The organism is Xanthomonas sp. NCPPB 4037 (genome assembly GCF_041475695.2).
In the GTDB taxonomy this organism is placed as follows: domain Bacteria; phylum Pseudomonadota; class Gammaproteobacteria; order Xanthomonadales; family Xanthomonadaceae; genus Xanthomonas; species Xanthomonas campestris.
In genome coordinates, this window is record NZ_CM191261.1 from 4922243 (window position 1) to 4948864 (window position 26622).

A 26622-nucleotide genomic window follows, 5' to 3' on the forward strand; every position below is an offset into this window, starting at 1 on the left:
GATGACCAGCGCGACTGCCTCCAACGGAGGCGTGGCCGGTGTCACCCACTAAGAGCGGCTAACAGAACGTAGCGAGCAGTCGTCAGGTGGGTGCGGACGGCGCGGAGGCGGAGTGTACGTGGGTACATGCCGATTCCGAGCAACGGCCGCGCCCGCCTGGCGGCTGCGCAGTCGTGTTGATAGCTGCTCTAAGGCGCGCAATCTAGCAGCTGCCACCGCGCCGGGCCAGGCCGGGCGCGGTGACGGTCGATCAGCCCTGCGGGGTCAGCACGATGACGCCCAGCGGCGGCAGCAGCAACGGCAGCGACTGCGCGTGGCCATGCATGGACTGCGGTTCGGCATTCACCGCACCGCCGTTGCCCAGGTTGGCACCGCCGTAGATGCCGGCGTCGCTGTTGAACACTTCGCGCCACAGCCCGCCCTGCGGCACCCCGAGGCGATACCCCTGCTGCACCACCGGGGTGTAGTTGATCACCACCAGCACCGGTGCATCGCCGCGTTTGCCCTTGCGCAGGAACGCCACCACGCTGTTGGCCGCGTCATCCCCTACCAGCCACGCGAAGCCCGATGGGTCGTCGTCGTGCGCGTGCAAGGCGGGGTATTGCGCGTACAGGTGGTTGAGGTCGCGCACCAGCGTCTGCACGCCGCGGTGGCGTGCGTCATCGAGCAGATGCCACGGCAAGCCAGCGTCGTGGTTCCACTCGGTGGGCTGGCCGAACTCGCAGCCCATGAAGAGCAACTTGCGCCCCGGGTGGGTGAACATGAAACCGAGATAGGCGCGCAGGTTGGCGAAACGCTGCCAATCGTCACCGGGCATGCGGCCCAGCAACGAACCCTTGCCGTGCACCACTTCGTCGTGCGAGATCGGCAGCACGAAGCGCTCCGAGTACGCATACACCATGCTGAAAGTCAGCTCGCCATGGTGGTAGCGGCGATAGATCGGGTCCAACCCGATGTAATGCAGCGTGTCGTGCATCCAGCCCATATTCCACTTGTAGTGGAAGCCCAGGCCGCCATGCGACACATCCGCGGTCACGCCCGGCCAGGCGGTGGATTCTTCGGCAATGGTCACCGCACCCGGCGCGTGCTCGCGCACCACCTCGTTGAGCCGGCGCAGGAAGGCGATGGTTTCGTAGTTTTCGCGGCCGCCATGGATGTTGGGCACCCACTCACCGGCATTGCGGCTGTAGTCGCGGTAGAGCATCGAGGCCACTGCATCCACGCGCAGGCCATCGACGTGATAGCGCTGCAGGAACTCCAGCGCGCTGGCGATCAGAAAGCCAGACACCTCGCGGCGGCCATGGTTGTAGATCAGCGTGTTCCAGTCGCGATGGAAGCCTTCGCGCGGGTCGGCGTGTTCGTACAGCGCGGTGCCGTCGAAGTGGGCCAGGCCGTGCGCGTCGGTGGGAAAGTGTGCCGGCACCCAGTCCACGATCACGCCGATGCCTTCGCGGTGGCAGCGGTCGACAAAGCGCGCAAAGCCATCCGGGCTGCCGAAGCGCGCGGTGGGCGCGAACAGGCCCAACGGCTGGTAGCCCCACGAGCCGCCGAACGGATGCTCGGTCACCGGCATCAGCTCCACATGGGTGAAGCCCATGTCGGCCACGTACGGAATCAGGCGATCAGCCAGACCGTCCCAATCCAGGTCCACACCTTCCTCGCGCAGCCAGGAGCCGGCATGGATCTCGTAGATGCTCATCGGTGCGTCGTGCGCCTGGCGGCGCGCACGGGTGGCCATCCAGCCGTCGTCGCTCCACTGGTGCGGCGTGGGGTCGGCCACGATCGAGGCAGTGCCCGGCGCCAGTTCGGCGCGGCGTGCCACCGGGTCGGCCTTGGCCGGCAACTCGTGCCCATGCGGGCCACGCAGCTGATATTTGTAGTGCGCGCCGGGGCCGACGTCGGGCACGAACAGCTCCCACACGCCGGCCTGGTGGCGCAGCCGCATCGGGTGCCGGCGCGCGTCCCAGCTATTGAAATCGCCCACCACCGCCACGCGCGAGGCGTTCGGCGCCCACACCGCAAAGCGCGTACCGCGCACGCCGTCCACTTCCACCACATTGGCGCCCAGCGCATCGGCCAGCTGCAGATGGTGGCCTTCGCTGATCAGGTGCAGGTCGAAGTCGCTGAGCAGCGGCCCGAACGCGTACGGGTCTGCCGTGTCCTGGGTGCCGCCCGGCCAGCCGATCCGCAGGCGGTAGCCTCCCTCGGCCGGCAATTCGCCGGCAAACAGGCCTGGTTCCGGGCCGGCTTCCAGCGGTACCTCGCGCCCATCCGCCAGCACGGCGGTAACGTGCTCGGCGCCGGGGTGATAGGTGCGCAGCAGGCGGCCGTTGGTGCTGGGATGTGCGCCCAGCACAGCGAATGCGTCGCCGTGCCGCGCTTCGGCCAGGGCGCGGGTCACGCCGGGGTCCCATCGATTCGTCACTGCAGTCATTACTCCACTCATCATGTGTCTCCCGCACCAGCGCGCGCGCGTTGCAGGATGCGTCGCAAGCCTTGGATGGGCACCATCAACCAGCCCGGCCGGTTCGCCGCTTCGTAGCGCACCTCGTAGCAGGCCTTCTCCACCAGGAACAGCAAGGTGGCCGCATTGAACGCCGCTGGCGCGATCCATGGATGCGCGCTGGCGTCGAGCACGGCATGGTAAGCGTCCAGGAACGCTTGCGTGGAGCGGCGGCGGAATTCCACCAGGAAGTCATCCAGGTGCGCATCCACGCCCACGCCGGCACGTGCGGCGGTGCCCTCTTCGCCACGCGCAGACACTTCACTGGCGTAATCGAGCGAGCGCAGGAAGCCGGCCACATCGCGCAACGGGCTGGCCTTGGCGCGGCGTTCGGCCAGCGGCTTGGCGGGCTCGCCTTCGAAGTCGATCAGCACCACGTCGTCGAACGCCACCAGGATCTGGCCCAGGTGGAAGTCGCCATGCACGCGGGTCAACAGCGACTCGGCCAGCACGCTCGGCGCTTTGGCCAGCAGCGCATCCAGCTGCGGGCGTTCGGCCAGCACCGATTCCAGCGCCTCGCGTTCGGCCGCATCGTCGGTAGCGCCCAGGCGGGCGTGCACCGTTTCCCACATCTCCTCCACCTGGCGTGCCACGCCGCCCACCACATCGTTGGCGGTGGGCAGGTCGATGCGTTGCGGTGCGAAGTCGGCATCCTCGGTGCTGCGCGAGAGCGCCTCGTGCAACTCGGCCAGGCGCTTGCCCACCACGGCGGCAAATGCGTCGTAGCCGGCCACCGCTTCGTTGCGGGCTTCATCGGTCTGCGCGGTGGCGTACTCGTCGAAACTGCGCGCCAGGTGATCGAGCGTCCAACGCCAGGCATCGCCCTGGTTGCGGATGAAGCCCTGCAACAGTGCGATGGTGGTGATGGTGCCCTGCGCATCCACCCGGCTCACGCTGCCCAGCAGCGGCGCCGCATTGGCGTAGCCCATCTCGGTGAGGCGGCGGCCGATCTCGATTTCCGGATTGGCACCGGTGGCCACGTGGCGCAGCAGCTTGAACACCGCCTTGTCGGCCACCACCAGCGAGCTGTTGCTCTGTTCGGCCGACAACCAACGGATTTCCGGGTCGTCCGGAATCTCCAGCGCGGCCAGCGCCGGGGTCGACTCGAAACGCACCTGGCCTTGTTGCGAGGCATCGTCACCATCGTGGAAATCCAGCGCCGCATCGTGACGCAGTGCATCGATCACGCCGCGCACCATCGGCTTGAGCGCAAACGCGTCGGTGAGATATCCCACCTCGCGGCCCTGCCGCACCCGCGCCAGCGCCAGCTGCTCGGCCAGCGTGCTCGGGTGCTCGCGCTCCCAGACAATGCCCACCGGCAGCATGTAGCACTCGTGGTGGCCGTCTTCCAGCTCCACGTCCAGCTCCAGCAGGCTCATCGGCTCATCGCCCGGCAATGGTGTGCGCCGCGAAATGCGCACGCTCTTGAGCGCCTGGTCCTTGGCCGAGAACCAGCGCCGTGCCGACAACCACGCCGGCAGGATCTCGCCTTCCAGCGTGGCCAGATGCGGCAGCAGTGCGGCGCTCTCTTCGGTGTCGCTGCGCAGCACCAGCGTGCGGTAATCCGGCAACGGCACCGGGCTGGGCACATGCCAGTCCGGCAGCGTGCCTTCGCTGACCAGCTGGAACGCATAGAAACCAAATGGCGGCACGGTCAGCAGATAGGTCAGCCGGCCGATCGGCGGGAAACTGCCACCGCCGATGATGTCCACCGGCACGCGGCCTTCGAATTCGGACAGGTCCAGCTCCACCGCCTGCAAGGTGTGCGAGAGGTTGGCCACGCACAGCACGGTTTCGTCCTGATAGCAGCGCAGGTAGGCCAGCATGCGGCGGTTGCCTGGGTACAAAAAGCGCAGCGTGCCGCGGCCGAACGCCTGGTAGCGCTTGCGCACGCTGAGCACGCGGCGGGTCCAGGTCAGCAGCGAATGCTGGTCGCGGATCTGCGCTTCCACGTTCACCGCCTGGAAGCCGTACAGCGGGTCCATCACCGGCGGCAGCACCAGCGCGGCGGGGTCGGCACGCGAGAAGCCACCGTTGCGGTCGATCGACCACTGCATCGGAGTGCGCACACCATCGCGGTCGCCCAGATGGATGTTGTCGCCCATGCCGATCTCATCGCCGTAATACAGCACCGGCGTGCCGGGCATGGTCAGCAGCAACGAGGTCATCAATTCGATGCGGCGGCGGTCGCGCTCCAGCAGCGGCGCCAGGCGGCGGCGGATGCCTAAGTTGATGCGCGCGCGGCGGTCCGAGGCGTAGGTCTGCCACAGGTAATCGCGCTCCGAGTCGGTGACCATTTCCAGCGTCAACTCGTCATGGTTGCGCAGGAAGATCGCCCACTGGCAGGTCTCCGGAATCTCCGGTGTCTGCCGCATGATGTCGGTGATGGGAAAGCGGTCTTCGCGCGCGATCGCCATGTACATGCGCGGCATCAGCGGGAAGTGGAACGCCATGTGGCATTCGTCGGCATTCTGGCCGAAGTATTGCTGGGTGTCTTCCGGCCACATGTTGGCCTCGGCCAGCAGCATGCGGTCCGGGTATTCGGCATCCAGCGTGGCGCGGATCTTGCGCAGGATGGCGTGGGTTTCCGGCAGGTTTTCGTTCGAGGTGCCGGAGCGTTCGATCAAATACGGCACCGCGTCCAGACGCAGGCCGTCCACGCCGCGGTCCAGCCAGAAGCGCATCACTTCCAGCACCGATTCCAGCACCGCCGGGTTGTCGAAGTTGAGATCGGGCTGGTGCGAATAGAACCGATGCCAGAAGTACTGGCCGGCCACCGGGTCCCAGGTCCAATTAGACTTTTCGGTATCGCAGAAAATGATGCGCGTGCCTTCGTATTCCTGGTCGGTATCCGACCAGACGTAGAAGTCGCGCTCCGGCGAACCAGCCGGCGCGTTGCGGGCGCGCTGGAACCAGGAGTGCTGATCGGAGGTGTGGTTGATCACCAGCTCGGTGACGATGCGGATGCCGCGTGCATGCGCCTGCGCCACCAGCTGCTCGAAGTCGGCGATGGTGCCGTAGTCTGGATGCACCGCCATGTATTCGGCGATGTCGTAGCCGTCGTCGCGGCGCGGGCTGGGGTAGAACGGCAGCAGCCAGATCGTGTCCACGCCCAGTTCGGCGATGTAGTCGAGCTTGGAAATCAGGCCGGGGAAATCGCCGATGCCATCGTCATTGGAGTCGAAGAACGACTTGACGTGCACCTGGTAGATGATCGCGTCCTTGTACCAAAGCTGGTCGGCAAGCACTGCCGATTGTTCTGCGTCAGCCTGAAGGGCTGGAACTGCATTCATGCGACCTCTCCTGCGCGGATGCGCCATAACGCGAACGGCCGCGTCGCCTCTAACCGGATGTGTTGCGTCTTGCCATGCCACGTGAAGCGATGGCCGTCCCACAGGTCTTCCACCGCCACGCTGGCGTGATCGGGCAGGCCCAACTCCCACAGCGGAATTTCAACCTCGGCATCCTGGCCTACCTGCGGGTCCAGGTTGATCGCCACCAGCACCATGCTGCGGCTGCGCGACAGGTAGCCGGCGTCCAGGAACTTGCCGAAGTACAGCACCTGATCGTTGTGCGCCTGGTAGAAGCGCGTGCCCAGATGCGACTGCAATTCCGGGTGCATGCGGCGCAGCTGGTTGAAGCGGGTGATCTCATCGACGATGTCGCCAGGCGCCCGTTCCGGCCAGGCACGCAGCTGGTATTTCTCCGAATCCAGATATTCTTCCTTGCCCGGCGCCAGCGGGGTGGCTTCGCACAATTCAAAGCCCTGGTACATGCCCCACAAGCCGGAGAGGGTGGTGGCAAGCGCGGCGCGGATCAGGTGCCCGTTGCGCCCGCTGGTCTGCAGGAACAACGGATTGATGTCCGGCGTATTGACGAAGAAATGCGGGCGGAAGCACTCGCGCGGCACGCCGTCGTTGAGCTCTTCGATGTACTCGCGCAGCTCATGCTTGTGGTTGCGCCAGGTGAAATAAGTGTACGACTGCGAGAAGCCGCACTTGGCCAGGCGGTACATCATCTTCGGCCGGGTAAAGGCTTCGGACAGGAACACCACATCCGGGCGGCGCCCGCGCACATCGGCAATCAACCATTCCCAGAACGGGAACGGCTTGGTGTGCGGGTTGTCCACGCGGAACAGGGTGACGCCTTCGTTGACCCAGAACAGCACCGCATCGCGCAGCGTGTTCCACAAATCCGGCACCGCACCGCTGGCGTAGAAGTCGACGTTGACGATGTCCTGGTATTTCTTCGGCGGGTTCTCCGCATACGGGATCGAACCATCCGCGCGCCAGGTGAACCAGTCCTTGTGCCCCTGCAGCCACGGGTGGTCGGGTGCGCACTGGATTGCAAAATCCAGCGCCACTTCCAGGCCATGCGCGCGTGCGGCCTGGATCAGACGGCGAAAGCCCTCCAGCCCGCCGAGTTCGGCGTGCACCTCGGTGTGCCCGCCATCGGCGGCACCAATGGCGTACGGGCTGCCGGGTTCGCCATCCTGCGCGGTGACCGCGTTGTTCCGGCCCTTGCGGTTCTTGGCGCCGATCGGGTGGATCGGCGGCATGTACAGCACGTCGAAGTTCATCGCGCGGATATGCGCCAGCCGCCCGATCACATCATCGAAGGTGCCGTGGCGCTGCCCGTCACCACTCTGCGAGCGCGGGAACAGTTCGTACCAGCTGGAGAAATGCGCCGCGCGGCGTTCGGATTCCACCCGGAAGGTCACCGGGTATTCGGAGCGGAACGGCTTGTCGTCGGCCAGCGCCATCGCTTGCGCGGTATCGGGCTCCAGCACGATCGCCAGTTGCTGCAACGGCTCACTCTGCGCGCCGATGCGGGTGAGGATGTCCTGCAACTGGGTGGCCAACGCGCCGTCGCTGCGTGCATGCGCATCCTGTACCACCGCCACCGCTTCCTGCACGTCCACCGGCAGCACGGTGCTGGCAGCACGCTTCTTTTCCAGATCCGCATGCAAGGTAGCGAATACGTCACGCCACCCTTCCACGCGGAATTCGTAGGTGCCGATGCGCTCGAGCGGGAACTCCGCGCGCCAGCGGTCGTTGCCCAACGCACGCATCAGCGCGCTGGCCCAGGTCTTGGCATCAGCCGGGCGCCACAGCACCGCCACCGCAATGCGGTCATGCCCGTCGCAGAAGGCATCGGCCTCTACGCAGATGCGGTCGCCCACGGTGCGCTTGACCGGGAAGCGGCCGTTGTCCACCGATGGCGTCACCGACTCGATGCACACCCGTGGCCACGCCGCCGCCGTCTGCGCACGCGGGCGCATGCGCGGGACTGCCAGCACATGGCGCGCCGGCACACTGCGGTACACACGCACTTCGCCAGGTTCCAGCGCCTCCAGCGTGGAGCCGGAGAGGGTGCGCCCGTCTTCGGCCACCAATGCCTCGGCGTCGCCGAGCAGGCGCAACAGATCCGGTGCGGGCACCGGCACCACATGATCGGGGTCGCCGTTGATCAACAAGAGCGAGAGCAGCCCGCCAAGCGGCTCCACCGCCACCGCCGTCAGGCCCGTGCCTTCGCGCAACAGTGGCCGCAGCCGCAGGCCCGCATTGTCTGGCTGCGGGCCATCGGTGGCACGCACGCGCAACGGCAACGACTCCAGCTGATGGTCTTCCAACACCCAGGCGCCACCGAGTGCGCTCGCCAGCTGCCAATGCTGCGCGCGGCGTGCGGCGCTGCTGCCGTCGGCAGCCTCGACAATCGCCACCACCCGCTTGGCCAGCGCACGCAGCGCGGCATCTTCATCGAAGAACCAGCTGCCACGGCCATCCCACCAGGCGAGCGAGGAGAACGCCGCATCGAAGCCGGCACCGGCAAGCTGCTGCAGCGCTTCGCTACCCAACCCGGGTGTCCACGCCGCGAAGATCACCTCCGGCGCCTGTGCATGCACGCGGGTGATCAGCTCACGCCAGCGCTGTGCGGGGATCTGCTGGGGCTGTAGCAAGCGGAAGCCGCCCACACCCTGGTTGACCCACTCCAGCAGGCGCGCGCTCCACCACTCCACCAGCGCCGCACCTTCCTGCGCATACGCAAAGCGTGCCTCGGCCACCTCGGGCGTGGCACGCGGCTGGCGCGGATCCGGTACTGCGGTGCTGCGGGCGCGGAACCACTGCGGGTTATCGCGCACCACCGCACTGGAGCCGCCCACCTCGTCCAGGCGCACATCCAGCAGCAGCTTGACGCCTGCCCGTTGCGCGGCTTGCACGCAGGTCTGCAGTTGCTGCGCCTGGGCATCGCCGGCATTGGGTTCCACCAGGCGCCCTTGGGCGTCACGCGCAAACGGCGGCGCTACCACCACATAGTCGCAACCGGCTTCACGCGCCGCCACGCAGCGCGCTTCCAGCCTGGATGGGTCGGCAACCGCCGCTTCATTCACTACACACATCCGCATGGCGCGCCCCTTCAGCAGGCAGCGGTGCGCGAACGCACCGCATTGCAGGGAACGACCTGGCCTGCGCAGCGCTTGGCGCCTGCAACGACCCGCCCTGGACGCACCAGGCCCACTCCCGCCGAAACCGGCCCCTGGCCGATCCTGCCTACCGTGACTGCACTCATGCGCAACTCCGCAACGATTCTTGACCCCTACACCTAAACACTCCGCCTGCGAATACCGTGTGTCGGTCGTATTGACGAAAAACAAACAAGCGCGACGGTGGCGGTGTGTGATGACACCACCAGGAATGTCGCGCATGCGTTGCCTGCCGAGCCCAACCTTCACCGCGCTGCGGTACGCTAGGCCCTCACCCTGCAAGGAGCGCAAGGATGCGGATGTCAATTGCGATGGCAGCGCTACTCATCGCCGCGGTTGCACAAGCACGGAAGCCAACGCTGGACGCGGAACGCGCGCGCGAGATCGCCACGCTCTGGCAGGACTTCAGCGTCAACGATGACATCGTCAAGGAAGACTACGTGGGTTTCCTGCAGGTGGCCGATCTGGATCAAGACGGTGTTGAGGAGATCGTCTACCTCAATTCCTCATATTGTTCCGGGTCCACAGCCGATTGCCCGAACGGCATCACCGTGCTGAGCAAGCTCATTCCCCGAAAGACGCACATGATCAGCGCCAGCGCTGACGAATGGGAAATCAGGGCGCGCAAGACCGGCTATACCCCGGATGCAAACGAGCAGATTCCCGGCGAAGTCATGAGTCTTGCTGTTGCAGGCAACCGCATCGAGGTGGTGTTTGCCGTGCAAAAGGAGTCTCCCATCTGCAAGCGGGAACCGCGCAATGCAGACGGATCACAGCGCTGCCGCGCGCCAGGGCGCTACACCTGGGTCTATGCCTGGAAGCGCGGTAACCTGACGCATGTCGCACAGGGCGAGCGTTACGAACGGAACCCGTCAACGGCCAACTTCCCAGAGCCCCTGATGGGCACCTGGGTCACCGCTGGCATGGCGTGCGGCGATCCTGATGTGGCCGACCCCAAGCACACCGTCCAGCTGGAATGGAACCGGATGACCGGCAAGGGCGAGCAGGTGTGGCCTACGGCGGTCACCTTGCTGTCGCAGACGCCCTGGGCCTGGCGCGTGATTACCGCATCGGCGAAACGGCTGCACCAGGAGGTCCCTGCCGTCTTCCTGCTGACCGAAACCGAGTCACGCCTGATCATTGCCGAGCAATCGCGGGTCAGGACGTTCGATCGCTGCCGGTAAGGCGCCGCGCGGAGGCCGGCTTGCTGGCTTCGTCGCGTGTTGCTTTCAAGTGCCGCTACTTCGGATCCAGGGTTTGAATGGCGCGATCGTCTGTGGGCGTGCCTCTCAACTAGCGGTGTGATGCTCGAATGCGTGTTGCGGAAGTCGCTGCCCACACCACGGGCAAAACTGCGCAAACACCGGCTGCCCGTCGATCGACCAGCACGGGTCGCTTCTGAACAACTCGAACGAAAAGCGCACTTCGGTCGCACTGTCTGTCACCGCATGGAACATGTGGATGCAGCAGTACTGAGCGCGGCGTTCGCGCTGCGCCACGCGCTCGGGCGATTGCGTATCCAGCCAGGCGCTGTGCCAGGCTTGGCAGGCTGCGCAGGACTCCAGGTGCACGAGCGCGTCGTAGCTCGCAGTGTCCGGCAAGAGGTCCGGCTCTGCGGCGATCATGCCTTCCAGCATCAGCTGCACTGCCGCGTCGTTCTCGGCCCGGTTGTGCAGCTCCTGGATGCGTTGCCGTGCAGCGGTGCAGGCGGGGTCGGTGGTCATGCGGGTCCATTCGGCAAGGTCATCGGCAGAGACGGCGCCGCCTCTGCAGCGGCCTGATGTTGCGGGCGCGCTGTGCGCCCAAGGCTACGGCCTGCCCGGCCGCAATGCCAACCACGGCTACTGCGCCCCGCTGAGTCTGCATTGCCTCGACAGCGCCGCAGAACACACGCCCTGGCGCCCTGGCCCGCAGCACGCTTTGCCCATGAGTGCGGCTCATAAACCCGTCCCGTTTTCGCATCTTTGTTGTCGCGCTCGCTGCAGGCACTGTCCGCCAGCGGTGACTGCATGCCTTCGGCAGCAGCCCCGCGCCTCCCCCGCTGCCGCCAGATCGCCTGTGTCCATTCCCCGTATTTTTCACCTCACCTCCCCGACCACTGCCCTGACCTGGGAAGAGCGGCGCATCGTGGCCCGGCTCCAGCGCATCCTGCCCGGGTGGACCTGCAAGCATTGGGACGACACGGCCAACTCGGCGCTGATGCATCGCGCGTTCCCGCACCTGGCTGCACGCTTTGATGCGATCCGCTTTGGCGTGATGAAAGCCGACATCGCCCGCTACGCCTACATGCATGTGGACGGTGGCTTCTACTTCGATACCGACTACAAGCTACTGGCCGCGCTTGCGCCTGCGCTGCTTGAACAGCCGTGCGTTCTACCGATCGAAGAAGGCGCGCTCGGGCAGCCGGACTTCAAACTTGGCAATGCCGTCTTCGGCTCAGAAGCCGGCCACCCATTCTGGGAATCGCTCATCGAACACATCTTCGTGGCGCACCTGCCGGAGCGCCTGACCGATCACCGGCAGATTCCGATGGTGTCCGGGCCCAGGGGGCTCACTAACTTCTACCTCTCACGCGAGGGCGGTTTTCAAGGCATCCACTGTCCTGCACGCGACGCCTTCCATCCGGACCGCACCTGGTTCGGGCTGGGACATCGCGGCGGCCAGATCGCCGTGGGCTCGTACCTGTGCTGGGCCTCGTGGCGCGGCAAATCCACGCGGCGCGCCATCACCAACTACCTGCGCCGCAAGTTGAGCGCGTTGCCGATCTGAGCTGCACTAGGTAGCGGTGACTGCATGCGATAACCCGGCTGTACTCCTGCGACGCACGCGCGAATGGCGCCCATCGTGGCCGAAGAAGACACCGGTTCACGCCATGCGCGCTGATGCACAGCGCACGCCACGTTAGGCCACACTAGTGCCTTGCCCATGGAGTGATCGAGATGCACAAAGCCTGCTTGCTGTTCCTGCTGTCGGTGTCAGCCATGGCGCACGCCGCGCCACACGATAACGAAGCGGCCGACTGCCGCAACGGGTCATTCACCAATAGCCCGTCAGCGTTTACGCTGGCGCGCGTCGCAGTCCCTCGCCTGTACCTGCTCAACGACAGCGACGGCTGCCCCAGCAAGGGCGAGGCAGCCTGCCGGCAGCGCAGCTACGTGATCAAGGGCGACGTGGTGGTGCTGGCCCAGCACCGTGGCGGCTACGCCTGCGCGTTCTATCCCAACAAGGTGGGCGTCAGTGCCGGCTGGGTCGCCGAGCGCAGCCTGCAGCCCATCGCCAGCACCGCCACGCCACCCGCAAGTGCGTGGAACGCCCACTGGTATGACGGCGACAACACGCTACAGCTGACCGCCAATGGCGACGGCAGCATCACCGTCAATGGCGACGCCTACTGGCCCAGCGCCAATCCCAGCCCGGAGCAGTCCCCGGCGGCCCACACTTCGGCGCGGTCACCGCACGCAGCTTTGCGGAGGGCAACCGTCTGGAAGTGCGCGAGGATGACTGCACGGTACGTCTGCAGCTGCTTGGCGACCTATTGATCGTTGCAGACAACCTGCAATGCGGCGGCGCGAGTGTGAGTTTTAATGGGGTGTATCGGCGGGATAAGTGAAGCTTCACCGACACGCTGATCTGCTGCTGGATGCGCCGGTCTTCGTGGCACTGGATGACCGCAACGTGAGCGCACCGTATCGCGCCGCTGTAGTGCGTTGCTCAGAGCTCGCGCTAACAACCCGGCCACACAGCGATGCCCGGTAGCAAGGGCGCCCATTTATACTGGTCGATTGCTGTTCGAAGGACTTGATGTGACGCTCACCGCCACGCGCCTGATGCGCGCACCGCTATTTTGTTCCGTGGCGTTGCTTGCCGCTTGCAGCACGACCAAGCCACCGCTATCGGTGGCAGACACCAACGGCAGTAAACATTACTGCATTGGGCGGCTAGCCGTTACCGCTGAAACGCCGCTACAGTTTCTGGAAAGTTCTGCACAGTTCTATTGGGGCGACATCGAGAGCTACCGCGAAGACGCGGCCAGCTACGCGCAGCGCCTGCTGGCCGCGCAAGCATCGGCCAGTGACGGCCGGGTGCGCCAACTGGTCAAACCGGTAGAAACGCTGGCGCAGGATGATGGCAGGATCATCGTCGCCCGCGAGGAAGACGCGTTGCCACTCGATCCGAATGTGGTGCAGGTCACCGGCTTCGCCCACCGCGATGGCACCACCTTTCGCTTTCAAAAGAGAGCCATCAGTCGCCTGCAGGACATTACCGAACGGCGCACCCAGCAGATCCTGGCCTCGGTCACCAGCAGCGCATCACCGTTCCCGCCTGCAACAGAAGCGCGGCAAGGATTTTGCATCATGCACGGCGCTGTCAATCTAGCCCCCGGACACGACTGGCACGAAGCCTCCCGGGTCGAGGGAGAGTTCACGCTGCAGGCCCAGCGCTACCGTTTTAGCCTGCGGTCGCGCTACCTGCGCTCACTGTCGTTGAACGACCAGGAAGTGACCAACCAGCGCGACCTGCTGCTGGCACTGGCGGGTGCCGTGCCGAACTCCCGCCTGGTGCCGATTAGTGAACTAACAGCCATCGCCAGCGCCCCACCGCAAAGCGGTGCAAGCATGCTCGAGATGACCACCGCCGACGGCAAGCAACAGGTCTACGAGTGGCACATGCCGGCCGTCAATACAGCGCCCGGCACGCCGGCAACGTTCCTGTATATCTGGTCCGCACCGGGGCAAGTGTCAGCGCAGAACGCCGCAACGTTCGCTCGTTGGATAGCGGCCCATCCGCAGCAGGCGACGCCGCTGTTGCAAATACAGCAAATGGCCACCGGCGGCACAGATCAACCGCCGACGCCAGCAGAAGAAGAAAGCCGGCTGGTCTACCGGATGCAGCTGCACTACCCAGGCGACCGATCAGCCGGCGGGCGCCATTACGTGACCTACAAAGACGGCCAGAAAGTCGACCACGGGCGTAGTGATGCCCATGGGTTCACCAAGGCGCAGAATGCTGATTACGACCAGATCTGGACAAACAAGGTACTTAGTAAATGAATTGGGAAACAGCGGCAGATGGAATCAAACGTTGAACCCTAGCCTAGAGCGTGTTATGAACTTTGAAATAGAGCGGCTGCATTTCCAAGCATCAGGATCGTGAAGACGACAAAGTGCAAACCGGCCAACGTTTCCGGCAATCGCTCATAGTCGCGCGCCAGTCGTCTGAAGCGATTGACCCAGCCGAAGCTGCGCTCGACAACCCAGCGGCGCGGCAGCAAGACAAACCTTTCTTCGCTTCTTGCAGCTTGATGACGTGCAACTCAATGCCCTCTTCCTTAGCCGCTTGCGCCGGTTCTTGGCCGGTATAGCCCTGATCCACAAAAGCGATCTTGACCGTTTCACCGGTCACGTGTTGTACCTCCTGGGCCAACGAACGGACCTGTGCGCGTTCCTGCTCGTTGGCCGGCGTGACCTGGACGGCAAGCAGATGTCCCAGCGTATCGACGGCCATATGCACCTTGCTGCCTTTCTTGCGCTTATAGCCATCGTATCCAGCACGCGGCCCGCTTTCACAGGTGGACTGCAGCGTCCGGCCATCAAAAATCACCGCGCTCGGCTGGCCTTTCTTCCCCTGTGCCACACGCAAGAGTGAGCGCAGATCGCTGACCATGGCCTCAAAGCAGCCAGCCTGCAGCCAGCGCTGCGTTTGCTGATACACCGCTTCCCAAGGCGGGAAATCGTTGGGAAGCAATCGCCACGGTGCGCCGGCGCGTGCGATCCAGCGCAGTGCGTTAAACATCGCGCGTAGCGCGTATTTGCGCTGCGGTGCTTGCGCATCCATCAGTGTGAGATATGGCGCAGCGAAGGCCCATTCTTCGTCGGAGATATCGGTTGGATATGGCTTACGAGGCTTCATCCGTATACGTTATCGTGACAAGGGCAAAGTTCATAACACGCTCTAGGCAAGCGCCCACGTACCACCTCTATGTCTTCGAGCGTAGCTAGAGCCGCTGGCGCCTGACTTCTAAAAAATCAGGCTCAAGAAAATCGTGAAGATCTTTGGGGCCAGGCGAGATAATTGAAATTGAACCATTGCATATACCCGTCAGCCTAAGAGCGGCTAACAAAACGTAGCGAGCAGTCGTCAGGTGGGTGCGGACGGCGCGGAGGAACCGGAATGTACGTGGGTACATGCCGATTCCGAGCACCGGCCGCGCCCGCCTGACGGCTGCGCAGTAGTTTTGATAGCTGCTCTAAATCAGACTTGGTTGACTGATCTTCGATCGTGCAAAAACCGTCGATAACGCGCAGGACGCCGACAACGTTGCATCAGCCGCCAGGGCAAAGACCCGACGCTTCCCGATGGCGCCGAGGCGAGCATTCGTCAAACAATTGCTGAAGCACCGTATTTGTCTAACCTGCTGGGCGATGCAATTGAGAATGGCCGGATCGGCGCTATTGCTGTCTTCTACGGACAGAACAGTGCGGGTCACTTTCAGGATGGGAAGGCCGCGTTGGAACAGAATCGACAAGCAATGAATTGACGCTGGCCTTTAAAGCGAACTTGGTACGATTTTTCGGCACAAGCATGTCCCAATCCCGCTGACATCTCTATTGCCTGCCCGGGCGATCTCATACCGTCCGATGTGGCTGCATTGCTATTTGATCATGCTGTTGCTCTTGCTGCTGTTGTGTTTGCAGCTGCGAGCGCTGGGTCTCGCTCAGCGTTTGTAGCTGGGCCAATGACTGTTCTACTGGTTGTGTAATGGCATCCATGGTCTTCTCGCCTTGTCGTACCGAGTCAGTCTGCCGACTCAATACGACATGATCTATTCGTGATAACCCATTCTCTTTCGCAAGATAGGCGCTACTTGCAGCGAGGCGAGCACTATTTTCGTCATAGTCGCGACCAAGTCCTTTCTCAAGATCGCGAACTGCGGCTTCCGCCTGGGACACGAGCGGATCGATTTCGTTCGCTCCACCTGCCAGCATTTGACGCCTTTCGAGTGACTCATTTAGACCAGATAGGCGACGATCGTCCGGATGCCGCTGCTCCGAGATGAAACGCTGCTCGAAGGTTTGCTTTGGCATTGGATGGTGCGACTCGCCATTCAATTTGCTATCTGGGATGGGTGCCTTAATGCTCTTGATGTCTTCGACGTTAGAGAGTGGCTTCAACTGACCTTCAAAATCCTTATCCGTCATGATAAATACGTTCCGCCGATGCAAGCCGGCCTGATTCAATGCACTCCAAGTAAAATCAATGCAGCTATTTTCCTTCCAGGCATACTCCATGTTAAAGCCGTGACCTGCCGCATCTCTGCCGAAGGCTTTTAGCGTCTCATATTGGTCCTTGCTGATCTCCAGCGTCCGGGAGTAATAGGGATCCTTGTAGTCGGCGACATCGGTTGTTGACACGCCACCAGGCCCGCTTGACTCGCCATGCGTTAACGGAGCGAACCCATAGCTATTGTTATTTTTTCCGTCTGAGACAGAGTAGTAAACGTGTCCCGCTGCAGATGTACCGCCACCCGCCAATGGCGTGCCTGGCGCGGCCACATAGATAGTGACGGTGTAGTGCGTTTCTGGTGATTTCATTCCTGTGCTCCTCTCACTTCTTGCGTGCGCGATACGCAATCAAGAGCTTCGCCTTAGCGTCGATTAGCAACTTACGCTCATTGCCCAGCGTCAGGCCGAGGACATAGTGGCCAGGAGGCAACGCATCTGCACTTGCAAAAGATAGCTCTCTGTAAGCAACGTCTTGGACGATCAAGCCTGCTTTCAGCAAGGATTCTCGGTCAGCATCTGCAGCTTCCAGGCCGGGAACGACGCCATCTGGAGAGACAGTGAGCCACTCAACCTCAGAACGACTCACCCACTGGCTGCGCCTAAGTGCGACCTTTACCGACCGGCCTTGCTGTATGCGATGGAGCTGAACTTTAGCCGAAATATTTGCTTCTTTAAGTGCATCAGCAGTCTCGGCCACTGAGGTTGAATCATGGCCATCAAGGCGAACACCGAAGAATACAGAATGAAGTGACTCACCATCTGCCGGCACATCAAATTCAATTCGGATTTCGCCACCTTGGACGGCTTCCAAAGAGCGCGTCAACGGTACAGCCGTTCGGCTATCACTGTCCCGACCCAGCTGTGGCGTACTGGTTTGGTGTGGCTGCCGATGACACCCCACTGCTATATACGCTGCTACTAATAACAGCAATACGCGAACTACCTGGAGTGGCCTTGACATGCTTTGCGCCTGAAGAAATCGCTTCAATCACAGCATAAGCTATTTGTATGAGGGTGTTATCAGCCTCTCGTAGAACTGATCCAACACCAAGTTGAGGCCTCTTGGCACATCAACTTTGAGTTTGGTTAGTCTGCTGGCGCCACGCTGACAACGAGCTCGCCGTTGCGTAGGCGGATGTGGAGTTTGCTGCCGATGGTGAAGCCGAGTTGTTCGAGCCAGCGGCCGCGTAGGCGCAGGGTGGGGATGCGTTGGTTGGTAGTGGGGTAGTAACCGTAGCCGACGGTGCATTGGTGGGGTGGGCGTGGGCGGCGTGGAGGGCGCTGTTGCTTGGCGAGGTCGGCGGCGTTGGCAGCGGCGACTTGCTCGGGGGTGAGCATGGGGGTGAGCGGTGGCTCGACGATGCGCCAGGCTGGGGCGCGCGGGGGTTGGTGCGGTGCGCGCTTGCGGGTGGCGGTAGAGCGGGATGGCGGTTGACGCATGGCAAAGCCCTCCTTGACGAACAGGCCCCGCCGCCGGGTGGCGACGGGATGTCGGGAGGTTAGAAACCGCTAAGAGTCGGCGGGCGTATTTCCCCGAGGGGTATTGTATTAGCCGCCCTCCCGACGCAGGCATCGCGTCGGTTGCACCCGCAAGACGCTGCAGGCACAAAAAACCCACCGGTTTGACGGAGGTGGGCACCGCTCTTAGAGGAGTTTCTACGCTCCTTGTCGAAAAGACTGCTACGCGCTGCGTGACATGTCAACTGGCTGATGCTGGCAATCTGGAAAGCGTTGATGGAAGATCCTAGCGTCAACGTTTGAAGCAGCAGGGTCAGAGTTGGATTGAACCTAGAGAGATTGCTACTCCAAGCGCATCCCCACCCTCCCGCAAATAGCTTCACGCTCCCTCGCTATCCATCACCATCACGCCACTCAGGTTCGGGCGCGGTAGTGCATGACACAGACGGCACGGGTGACAATTGACCAGCAGCGCGATGCCGCGTGAGTCGCAGGATCCCAATGATAAAAATTAGCTTCCGAAACTTGCTTCCCTTGTTGCTGCTTTCACTAGCGCTGCCAAGTGCATGTGCTCGCACGCCCCATGAAGCAAAGCGGCATGCAGGCACGCCATCTGCTGCGACAGTGACGCCGCCCCCTCAAGAGAAGAGCAGAGGTATCGACAACGGTGCCGACATCGTCTCTGCGAATACTACTTTGCAAGAATTGCAGCGCCGGCTGCTGCGCTTCATTGATGGACTGACAGTGCCAGCGGATCTGGGCTACCCCCAGATGGAGTCAGCACTTGGCATCAAGCTTGGACCACCGTCTGATCCGGCATACCCGTGGCGTGAAGTAAAGGAAGTTCCTATGGCCGATGGCTATGAGCTCTACGCGACGCATCGCCCAACGAAAGATGGATTCTCGCGGATAGAGGTTGCAGTCACTCTACCTGACCATAGCGACCCCACGCGCGTGCCTACGTCGACCTGCATCTGGCAAGCAGAAGCACTCTCCAAAGCGCTCGAAGGGATGGGATACACGCGCGGCGGCCAGCGGCCGTTTCAGGGTGGATGGCTACGCCAGCATTGGCGCGCGATCAACGGCGGAAGTCAGATTTTTTCGGTCTCATTGCTTCTTTATCGAACCAATGAACAAGGCAGTCCACAAGAGTGCGCTTATAGCGTCAAGATCGATGGAGGCAGACCATGAAATGGGGCCCTCGAAGAGTAGAGCCTATGAATACCAAGCAGAAGAGAACAGGAAGGAGATTTTTTTCCCTATTGTTGCTGCTCCTTGCGGCTGGACTTCAGGGCGCGTGCGCAGATCCTAAAAAAAGCGATTTCACTACGTCATCTGCATCAGTACCAGTCATTGCTCAGGATGCGATTGCAAGTGATCGCTCGGAGCCAAAAAAGGCTAGCATTAGCTCTCAAGAGCTGGAAGCCAGGTTGCTGAGTTTTGTCGATGGATTCAAGTCACCGGCCGACATGAATTACATGCGGCTGGAGGCGGCGCTGGGCACAAAGTTCGGAGACACCTCGAACTCTCTGCATCCTTTTTACATCATGAAAAATGTTTCCCTGAGTGACGGGTACACCTTTTACGCAACCCACGTACCCGCAGAGGAAATTTTCTCGAGTATGGAAGTCGCCGTCGGTCTACCCGAACGTATCGACCCAACGCGTATACCCACTTCACGTTGTGTTTGGGATGCAGAAACGCTGTCACATAAACTGGAGGAACTGGGTTACAAGCGTGGTGGGCAAAGGCCTTTCCAGGGAGGATGGCTGCGCCAGCATTGGCGCCCACTCAACAATGAAACGCAAGGCTTCTCCGTCGCATTGCTGATCTACCGAACTAGGCAGGACAGTGGTTCGCGCGAATGCGCTTACGGCATGCAGATCGATGGGGGCAAGGCATGATACCTGTTGATCCAAGAATCGAACCTCTGCTGGGACGCATGGCAAACGATCCGCGCCTTCCAAAAGAGGCCGAGTCCAGTATTCGTCAAGCGCTATCAGAATCTCCCTACCTATCGAATTTGCTTGGTAATGCGATAGAGGAGGGGCATATCGGATCGATCGCTGTCTCGCATGGCCAGAACAACGGCGGTCATTTCCAAGATGGCAAAAACGGAAGCGCAGGCACGCTCAACATCAGCGCAGCAGCGTTCAGCGACTTCACGGGCGCGCAGCGGATTGACTACATCACCGAAGTACTCGGGCATGAAACAATGCATGGTGTGCTGGCAGAGCACCGGGCTCAAGCACTGGCCGAGTTCGCAAAGACAATGAGCAGCAGGCTGCAGGAGGCGCACGAGAATCGCGAAGGTCAGGTCGACCTTACCGGCCCAACACGCGTCTATCTGGATAGCACTCGGCAGGATGAGGCGCTCTCAGAGATTTCAGGCATGCGTGCGCTCCACGACCGCATCAAGCATCAGAACCCCGGGATGCCTGATGAAATGGTCGAGCTTCGGCTACTCCAGCGCTCGACCACGCGTTGTGTGGATAGAGGGGTTGCTCCACCGCAGTTTGCCAATGGATTGACATATGAAGAGCTAACGACGCGCCCGTTCTCACGTAATGATGCGCTGACAAAGTCGGTGGAACAGTGCTTCTACGACGGTCGCGGCACGCTGGGCCCTCATGGCGACTCAGATTACCGGAATTACTATGGCGTCAACCCGATCAGTCACATCGCGCAGAACTACGCGCATCTGGCGCATGACCGCCAGCCTCCGGAAGTGCGCATCGATCTCAAATCCTTGGGCCTGGACCCAAGACAGCTGGAGCGCAACGGGCTGGACCTCGGGTCTGCGAAGACCTTCAACATCGTTGACCTTGGCAAGGATAGCTATGGCATGGTCCAGCTCAAGGACACTGGCGCACGCGGTGTTAGCTCTCCCAATTTCGCGACACCGAGTGAGCTAGGACGCACATTGACGCCTGCAGAGGCGGGGCATCCGGACCATGCCATGCATCAGCAGATCCGAAGCAAAGTGGAACAGCTGGACGCCGCCAACGGCCGCACGTTTGACGTTACCAGTGAACGGATGACAGCGAGTCTGCTGACGCTAGCCAAAGACAATGGGCTAACTCGGGTGGACCACGTGCTGCTCAGCGAAAAGACCAAAAACTCGCCCGCTGCGCAGACCCTGTTTGTAGTGCAAGGCGATCCAAAGGATCCGGCTATGCTGCGCGCCCATATGCCAACGGCCGACGCCGCGCAGCGGCCCGTTCAAGAGAGCTTTACGCAACTGGAATCTGTCAACCAGCGCTTAGCGCACGAGCGCACACAAGAGATGGCGATGGAACAGCAGCGCTCACAGGAGCAACAACAGCGCGGCCCTGTTCCGTCGCTTTGAGGCGATGACGTGCCCGCACTTGTAATCATCAAAGGTTAGCAGCCTTGATCAACAAGGAACGGCGCTGATGCCTAAGTGAATCTGACCCTGAGGTTTCCCCACATTTCCTCCTTTCAGATCAATCACTTGCGACATGATCGCCTGGAAGAAAGTGCGCGCATGGCGCAATCTTCAAGGTGACTAAGCCAGAGAAGGTTGACGACCATGCGCGCCAGCGAAGTATTGCAGAAGTGCCTGCCGAACTCACTGTCCGGGATGCATGCGTTGCGCGAACGCGCGTTACTGCATGCGGTCGAGGCGTTGTTGCACGGACGCAGGCTGACACTGATGGACATCGCACGTTCGTGGCCGAGCGCACTGCGGGTGCGCGCGCCGCTCAAGGCAGTTGATCGCCTGTTGAGTAATCGCAATTTGCAGGTCGAGCGATCAGTGATCGACCACGAGATGGCACACTGGCTGCTGCGCGGCGCGCAGCCGGTAATCGTCATCGACTGGAGCGATCTGAAGCCAGACAAATCGTGGTGTCTGCTGCGCGCAGCGGTGCCGGTGGGCGGCCGCACGCTTACCTTGCTGGACATGGTAGTGCCAGGAAAGCAGCAGGGATCGCCTGGTGCAGAAAGACGCTTCCTGCACCAACTGAGGGCACTGGTTCCGGACGATGTTCGCCCGATCCTGGTCACTGACGCCGGCTTCCGGACACCGTGGTTCCGCGCTGTATCGGCCATGGGCTGGTGTTGGGTGGGGCGATTGCGCGGGCGCACGCAAGTCAAGCCGCAGGACGTGCGGGATGGAGCAGATCAGTGGATCGACAGCCGGAAACTGCATGTGTTGGCGTCCAATCGTGCATGCGAGTTACCGCCGATGCAGGCCAATCGCAGCGATCCACTCGATTGCAGGTTGGTGGTTTACGCCAAGGCACGGCAAGGGCGCAAACGGTGCAATCGCCGCTCACCCGCCAAAGCCTCACGTGCGTCATCGAGTCTGAAGGCCGCAGCGCGTGAGCGCGAGCCTTGGCTGATCGTTGCATCCCCGCAGCTGCAGGCACCCAGCGCAAAGCAGTTGGTTAATGTGTACGCACGACGGATGCAGATCGAACTGGCATTTCGCGATCTGAAATCACATCGCTACGGCCAGGCGCTGGAAGACAGTTTGACCCGACGCGGCGAGCGACTGCAGATCCTGCTGCTGATCAATACGTTGGCTGCATTCGCCAGCTGGTTGGCAGGGCTGGGATGCGAAGCGACCGGTATCGCCCAGTGGCTGTCTCCACGCAACAGCACACGCAAGCTCTACTCCACGCTACGCATCGGCCGAGAAGCCTTGGTCCGACACTGGCCGATGGAGCCCGTCTCACGGTGGATAGGGCGCTTGCGCGCACTGCCTGCGGCAGTGCGCGAACAGATGATGCTTACGGTGTAAAACGTGGGGATACCTTAGGGTCGGCAGGGTTCTTGAAAGTTCTGTGTAGACAGCGAGTTAGCTCACTTTTAGCTGTTTTTCACACGAATTCCTGCCCACCCTCATCAACGTCGAAAGCGATCACTCCCCGCGATGGCGCTGCAATGCAAGATTGGCTTGCTTCTCGTAATTGAGCGCCGCACTCGTCATCTGGTCCATTGTCTTGCCACCACTGAGGCGACTGTCCGAATACTTCACACTTGGATCTCTTGCGGAGGGGCGTATGTCGTAGAAATGAACCTGGGGTTTTACGTTTTCATCGATATAGTCGACCAATGCATCGCCGATCGCAGGCATGTCGTTTTCGGCGAGCATTTGCTCCACCTCCGCACGGCTTACAGGCTGAATGCTGCTCAAAAGATCAGTTGCGTCTGGATCAGGGGGAGCGTTGACGCTTCTCAAATCTCCTCCCGGGCCGAGCGTATAGCCAAGCGGCCCCCCTTCGGCAAGGGTTACGGCGGTTGGGAGGCGAACCCAGGGATCCACCACCACGGTGTTGCGCTCCCCCCATTGCGGATCCCTTGGATCGCCGATTACAACGTAAGAGTGATCTACGTTCCGATCGTTCACCCGCATAACGGGGGCATTGATTGTTCTCGTCGAAAGCGCGGCGTAGGCAAGACTTGCATGCTCTTTGCAAGAGCCACCTTGTGCTTCCGCAGCTGCTCGCGCGTATTCCAATACAGTACTGCTCCGGTTCACTCGGGTTCTCGCCACGGACGCCCTGGCCCAAGACTCACCTTTGGAAAGAACGACATTCGCCTCCTGGTTTCCAGGCCCATGAGGAAGCATATGCCGTACCTCCCTCAAGACCTCCGAAGCGATTTTCAAGTTCTTTAGAGTGGTGCTGCGCACGGTGACCTTGCGACAGCTAAAGCTGCTCACCCCAAGTTCCTCGGGTTCGCACTCCTTATGAATCTTTACGACCGATTGCGCCCCAAGACCGCTCAGAGGGTTCACGCTGGAACGGCGGTTGTAAAAATCAGCAGGTTCGGGTTGTTCGGGAGAGCGCGCAGGCCTAGGCGATAACGCCGAAAAAACCTCATTTCGGTAGCTCGTACTTCCAGGACTCCCATAAGTTGCAGAGGCTGGCGGGCTCGACGTACTGGACCTCGCTGAGGTGTCGAGTATTCGACTGAAATCAGATAACCAGCTGCTCACTATCAACTCTCGTTGTATTGATGAGTAAGTAGTGTGACGCAAAGACCGACGGGACATCGACACTCATCGAAGAGATGACCCCTTGAGCGAAGTGGTTGGTGTTTATTTCTCTTGACAGCGGTAAAGACGACGTCCCCCACTTTTTTTTGCGACGCACTGGGGCGTGTGGGTGATCGATATCAACGATATGATACGCTCAGGGTTCCGTAGACACTCAAGATCCTCGTTACGCGTAGCGCCGTTCAAACTCTACAGGGGACAGGTCGCCAGTGGAACCGTGGCGGCGGTTGGGGTTGTAGAACATCTCGATGTAGTCGAATACCTCGGCGCGAGCGGCGTCCTTGGTGGGATAGGTCCGCCGCCTGATCCGCTCGCGCTTGAGCAGGCCGAAGAAGCTCTCCACGGGTGCGTTGTCGTGGCAGTTGCCACGCCGACTGATGCTGCACACCAAGCCATGGGCCGCCAGGAAACTGCGCCAGTCATCGCTGGTGTAGACAGACCCTTGGTCCGAATGAACCAAGCAACCAGCGTTGGGTTTGCGCCGCCACACCGCAGACAACACCGCCTGCACGACCAACTCGGTGTCGGCCCGATCGCGCATCGCCCAGCCGACGACCTGCCTGGAAAACAGATCGATCACAACAGCCAAATACATCCAGCCTTCATGCGTGCGGATGAAGGTGAAATCGCTCGCCCAGGCCGTGTCCGGCTCCGTCACGTCGAACTGTCGGTCACGCAGGTTGGCCGCCGCCTTGCACTGCATTCCTCCATGGAAGCGCGGTTTGCGACCATAGCCCACCTGGGCACGCAGTCCCTCGGTGCGCATCAGCCGATGCACCCGATGGCGACTACAACGCTCACCTAGATCGCGCAGATCCTTAGAACGGCTAACAAAATCGTTTGACTATTGTTTCGCTGTCCGCAAAATTGTGGGCATGACACGTCGCAAAGAGATCCCCATTGCGCTGTGGAAGCGCATCGAGCCGCTGATTCCCCAAGTGAAGCGTTCGCCCAAAGGTGGACGGCCGCGTATCAGTGATCAGCAAGCCCTCAACGGCATCGTCTATGTCTTGCGCACCGGCGTACCATGGGAAGACCTGCCTATGGAACTGGGCTACGGAAGCGGCATGACCTGCTGGCGCCGGTTGCGTGATTGGCAAGCCGCCGGTGTGTGGCATCGTCTGCATCAGGTGTTGCTGACCGAGCTGCGTCGCGCCCAGACGCTGGATCTGAGCCGAGCCAGTCTGGATGCCGCCAGCGTGGCCTCCCCCCGGGGGGCGCCTACACCGGGCCAAACCCGACCGACCGCGGCAAACTCGGCAGCAAACGGCATCTGATCGTGGACCGCAACGGCGTGCCCTTGGCAGTGTGCGTCACCGGCGCCCATCGGCACGACTCGGTCGTGTTCGAGGAGTTGATCGACGCCTTGCCGCCAATTGGCGGCAAACCAGGGCGCCCGCGACGTTGGCCAGACAAGTTGCACGCCGACAAGGCGTACGACATTGATCGCTGTCGCGCCTTCCTCAAGCAGCGCGGCATCATTGCGCGGATCGCACGCAAGGGAATCGAGCGCAACGACCGGTTGGGCCGTCATCGCTGGGTCGTCGAGCGCACCCATGCCTGGTTCGCAGGCATGGGCAAACTGCGCATCCGCTTTGAACGCCGCATCGATCTCCACCTGGCGTTGCTCTCGCTTGCATGCTCCATCATCTGCTTACGGCTTCTTCCTGGGTTTTGTTAGCGGCTATTAGTAGAACATAATTAGCGCGCTCTAATTCTTGAATTAAGCCGCGCTGCGGCAGCAGCTTGAATTAATTGTTAGGACCAGGCTAAGCAACATGGTCAATTATTGCCGAGAAAAGCTTGTAAAAGATGAAGAACACAAACGCAATGGCGAGCAAGTAGTGAGAAAAGATTAATGCACTTATGAAACGTGTCTTGATCCATAGGCCGACGAAGATGACCCGCTCTTTGTTATTGGCAGGCGTGTCTGCCAGGCGCGTGTATAGGTAATCGATTGGTTTGTGATTTTCATACTTGTCCAGAATATCGTAGTAATCCTCAGCCAACTGAAAATACTCGTCATCCGGAACGCTATCCCCTTTACCAGCAAGCTTGCGTGCGAACCTGCCAAGTTCAATTCCATTGCGATGCATCGCTTGAGCACGAGAGACAAAATTTTCCTGACCTAAGAGTAGCGAGTAAACAAGAATTAGGACCGCCAAGGTAGCTTGGGTTGCATTTAGATAGATCGCTTTAATCTCAGCTGCGATACCAAATGCCTGTGCCAGTGGAACAAAAACCAATGCCGCAGAAATTAATGATACGGTCCACTGTGAAAGCTTGTGATGACGCTCCAACCGCTCGCTTGCACGATATCTCGACTTCGTCGTAATCTTTGTACGCCTAAGAAGTTCACGGAGCCGATTGTCTAGCTCGCCCATAATATTTTCCAATGCCCCCAGCACCTGAATTAAGCCGAGTCGCGAAGCTGATTCGGATTGAATTAAGCCTGTTTGCGAGGCAATTTCGGGTGAATGAATTGTTAGTCCGCGTCATGTGGTGGTTACGCCCCAGCCCCAGTCACCACCGACAATGACGAATATTTCCGATTTGAATCTACGAGCTGAGAAAACTGCTTTAATCCTTGCCCGCACAGCATCTCGGACTTCCGAAGCACTTGTGCCCGCGTACTCTCCCATGACAGATGTAGTGGGAATTACCACATCACCGCCTTTGCTGCCCTTGTGTACTTTTTCAAGGCCAAGATCAGAAAGATCTGAGTAGGCGTGATCGTAGTCCTTCTTGCTGGCGCCTTTTAGGTCGAAAGTGCAGAAAACTAAGTAACTCATACCTCACCCCTCGCAGTTGATTGCTCTAGCGGCCTAATGCCTGAGTAAGCCGATTCGCAAAGCAGCGCCGGCAT

The 26622-nt window shown here is 61.2% G+C and carries 19 protein-coding genes, 2 other RNA genes and 3 pseudogenes; 9 read left to right on the forward strand and 15 right to left on the reverse strand.

All coding sequences use genetic code 11. The features are described from left to right. Nucleotides 1-56: 56 nt before the first annotated feature. The 4 genes from ACCQ01_RS21650 to ACCQ01_RS21665 form a co-directional block, all read right to left on the reverse strand. Nucleotides 57-128: non-coding RNA, sX9 sRNA (locus ACCQ01_RS21650), on the reverse strand. A gap of 122 nt (nucleotides 129-250) precedes the next feature. After that, nucleotides 251-2449, reverse strand: coding sequence for a 1,4-alpha-glucan branching protein GlgB (gene glgB / locus ACCQ01_RS21655; protein ID WP_181921230.1), 2199 nt, complete (start codon nucleotides 2447-2449; stop codon nucleotides 251-253). Then, nucleotides 2446-5796, reverse strand: a complete 3351-nt coding sequence (gene treS / locus ACCQ01_RS21660; protein ID WP_228432820.1) for a maltose alpha-D-glucosyltransferase — start codon at nucleotides 5794-5796, stop codon at nucleotides 2446-2448. The genes glgB and treS overlap by 4 nt, the downstream gene beginning before the upstream one ends. Beyond that, on the reverse strand, nucleotides 5793-8909 hold the full coding sequence (locus ACCQ01_RS21665; protein WP_228432821.1) for a maltotransferase domain-containing protein: 3117 nt from the start codon (nucleotides 8907-8909) through the stop codon (nucleotides 5793-5795). The genes treS and ACCQ01_RS21665 overlap by 4 nt, the downstream gene beginning before the upstream one ends. A 371-nt stretch (nucleotides 8910-9280) precedes the next feature. Here ACCQ01_RS21665 and ACCQ01_RS21670 point away from each other — a divergent pair, with 371 nt between their 5' ends. Further along, nucleotides 9281-10171, forward strand: a complete 891-nt coding sequence (locus ACCQ01_RS21670; RefSeq protein ID WP_228432822.1) for a hypothetical protein — start codon at nucleotides 9281-9283, stop codon at nucleotides 10169-10171. 105 nt (nucleotides 10172-10276) lie between these two features. On the opposite strand, the gene ACCQ01_RS21675 is transcribed toward ACCQ01_RS21670, so the two are convergent. Then, nucleotides 10277-10711 (reverse strand): hypothetical protein, encoded by a 435-nt coding sequence (locus tag ACCQ01_RS21675; protein WP_228432823.1) that lies wholly within the window; start codon nucleotides 10709-10711, stop codon nucleotides 10277-10279. A 334-nt stretch (nucleotides 10712-11045) separates the two neighbouring features. On the opposite strand from ACCQ01_RS21675, the gene ACCQ01_RS21680 reads away from it, so the two are divergent. The 3 genes and pseudogenes from ACCQ01_RS21680 (at nucleotide 11046) to ACCQ01_RS21690 (ending at nucleotide 14038) form a co-directional block, all read left to right on the forward strand. Next, nucleotides 11046-11756 carry a glycosyltransferase family 32 protein gene (locus ACCQ01_RS21680; protein WP_228432824.1) on the forward strand — a complete coding sequence of 237 codons (711 nt, stop codon included), beginning with the start codon at nucleotides 11046-11048 and terminating at the stop codon, nucleotides 11754-11756. 170 nt (nucleotides 11757-11926) lie between these two features. Beyond that, nucleotides 11927-12597, forward strand: a pseudogene (locus ACCQ01_RS21685) (hypothetical protein). A gap of 193 nt (nucleotides 12598-12790) precedes the next feature. Further along, nucleotides 12791-14038 (forward strand): hypothetical protein, encoded by a 1248-nt coding sequence (locus ACCQ01_RS21690; RefSeq protein WP_228432825.1) that lies wholly within the window; start codon nucleotides 12791-12793, stop codon nucleotides 14036-14038. Between the two features lie 53 nt (nucleotides 14039-14091). Here ACCQ01_RS21690 and ACCQ01_RS21695 read toward each other — a convergent pair. The 6 genes and pseudogenes from ACCQ01_RS21695 to ACCQ01_RS21720 form a co-directional block, all read right to left on the reverse strand. Next, a pseudogene (locus ACCQ01_RS21695) lies at nucleotides 14092-14897 on the reverse strand (IS5 family transposase). 202 nt (nucleotides 14898-15099) lie between these two features. Next, nucleotides 15100-15174: non-coding RNA, sX9 sRNA (locus tag ACCQ01_RS21700), on the reverse strand. Between the two features lie 60 nt (nucleotides 15175-15234). Then, nucleotides 15235-15513, reverse strand: a complete 279-nt coding sequence (locus ACCQ01_RS21705) for a hypothetical protein (protein ID WP_267132198.1) — start codon at nucleotides 15511-15513, stop codon at nucleotides 15235-15237. Between the two features lie 100 nt (nucleotides 15514-15613). Beyond that, nucleotides 15614-16579 carry an XVIPCD domain-containing protein gene (locus ACCQ01_RS21710; RefSeq protein ID WP_228434314.1) on the reverse strand — a complete coding sequence of 322 codons (966 nt, stop codon included), beginning with the start codon at nucleotides 16577-16579 and terminating at the stop codon, nucleotides 15614-15616. A 13-nt stretch (nucleotides 16580-16592) separates the two neighbouring features. Beyond that, nucleotides 16593-17093 (reverse strand): hypothetical protein, encoded by a 501-nt coding sequence (locus ACCQ01_RS21715; protein WP_228434316.1) that lies wholly within the window; start codon nucleotides 17091-17093, stop codon nucleotides 16593-16595. Between the two features lie 263 nt (nucleotides 17094-17356). Further along, the gene (locus ACCQ01_RS21720) at nucleotides 17357-17710 is read right to left on the reverse strand and encodes a SymE family type I addiction module toxin (protein WP_228434317.1); all 354 of its coding nucleotides are present in this window, start codon (nucleotides 17708-17710) and stop codon (nucleotides 17357-17359) included. Nucleotides 17711-18229: 519 nt separating this feature from the next. On the opposite strand from ACCQ01_RS21720, the gene ACCQ01_RS21725 reads away from it, so the two are divergent. The 4 genes from ACCQ01_RS21725 to ACCQ01_RS21740 all read left to right on the forward strand — a co-directional run bounded on the left by ACCQ01_RS21725 (nucleotide 18230) and on the right by ACCQ01_RS21740 (nucleotide 22496). Next, on the forward strand, nucleotides 18230-18919 hold the full coding sequence (locus tag ACCQ01_RS21725) for a hypothetical protein (protein WP_228434319.1): 690 nt from the start codon (nucleotides 18230-18232) through the stop codon (nucleotides 18917-18919). A 26-nt stretch (nucleotides 18920-18945) separates the two neighbouring features. Further along, complete coding sequence (locus ACCQ01_RS21730) at nucleotides 18946-19632, forward strand: hypothetical protein (RefSeq protein ID WP_228434322.1); 687 nt, start codon at nucleotides 18946-18948, stop codon at nucleotides 19630-19632. Next, on the forward strand, nucleotides 19629-21077 hold the full coding sequence (locus ACCQ01_RS21735; protein WP_228434324.1) for an XVIPCD domain-containing protein: 1449 nt from the start codon (nucleotides 19629-19631) through the stop codon (nucleotides 21075-21077). The genes ACCQ01_RS21730 and ACCQ01_RS21735 overlap by 4 nt, the downstream gene beginning before the upstream one ends. Nucleotides 21078-21281: 204 nt before the next feature. After that, nucleotides 21282-22496, forward strand: a complete 1215-nt coding sequence (locus tag ACCQ01_RS21740) for an IS4-like element IS1481A family transposase (protein WP_372358837.1) — start codon at nucleotides 21282-21284, stop codon at nucleotides 22494-22496. A 120-nt stretch (nucleotides 22497-22616) separates the two neighbouring features. On the opposite strand, the gene ACCQ01_RS21745 is transcribed toward ACCQ01_RS21740, so the two are convergent. Then, nucleotides 22617-23111 (reverse strand): hypothetical protein, encoded by a 495-nt coding sequence (locus tag ACCQ01_RS21745; RefSeq protein WP_228434362.1) that lies wholly within the window; start codon nucleotides 23109-23111, stop codon nucleotides 22617-22619. A gap of 811 nt (nucleotides 23112-23922) precedes the next feature. After that, nucleotides 23923-24576: pseudogene (locus ACCQ01_RS21750) on the reverse strand (IS3 family transposase); the annotation flags it as partial. A 55-nt stretch (nucleotides 24577-24631) separates the two neighbouring features. Between ACCQ01_RS21750 and ACCQ01_RS21755 the strand changes: the two are divergent. After that, nucleotides 24632-25437 (forward strand): IS5 family transposase gene (locus ACCQ01_RS21755; RefSeq protein WP_372358838.1). Its coding sequence is split into 2 segments (ribosomal slippage): nucleotides 24632-24962 and nucleotides 24962-25437, totalling 807 coding nucleotides; the frame shifts between segments, so codons are not numbered across the junction. Nucleotides 25438-25525: 88 nt separating this feature from the next. Here ACCQ01_RS21755 and ACCQ01_RS21760 read toward each other — a convergent pair. Together ACCQ01_RS21760 and ACCQ01_RS21765 are read right to left on the reverse strand one after the other, a co-directional pair. Further along, nucleotides 25526-26152, reverse strand: coding sequence for an SLATT domain-containing protein (locus tag ACCQ01_RS21760; protein ID WP_228433719.1), 627 nt, complete (start codon nucleotides 26150-26152; stop codon nucleotides 25526-25528). Between the two features lie 99 nt (nucleotides 26153-26251). Then, nucleotides 26252-26548 carry a hypothetical protein gene (locus tag ACCQ01_RS21765; RefSeq protein WP_228433717.1) on the reverse strand — a complete coding sequence of 99 codons (297 nt, stop codon included), beginning with the start codon at nucleotides 26546-26548 and terminating at the stop codon, nucleotides 26252-26254. Nucleotides 26549-26622: the final 74 nt, after the last annotated feature.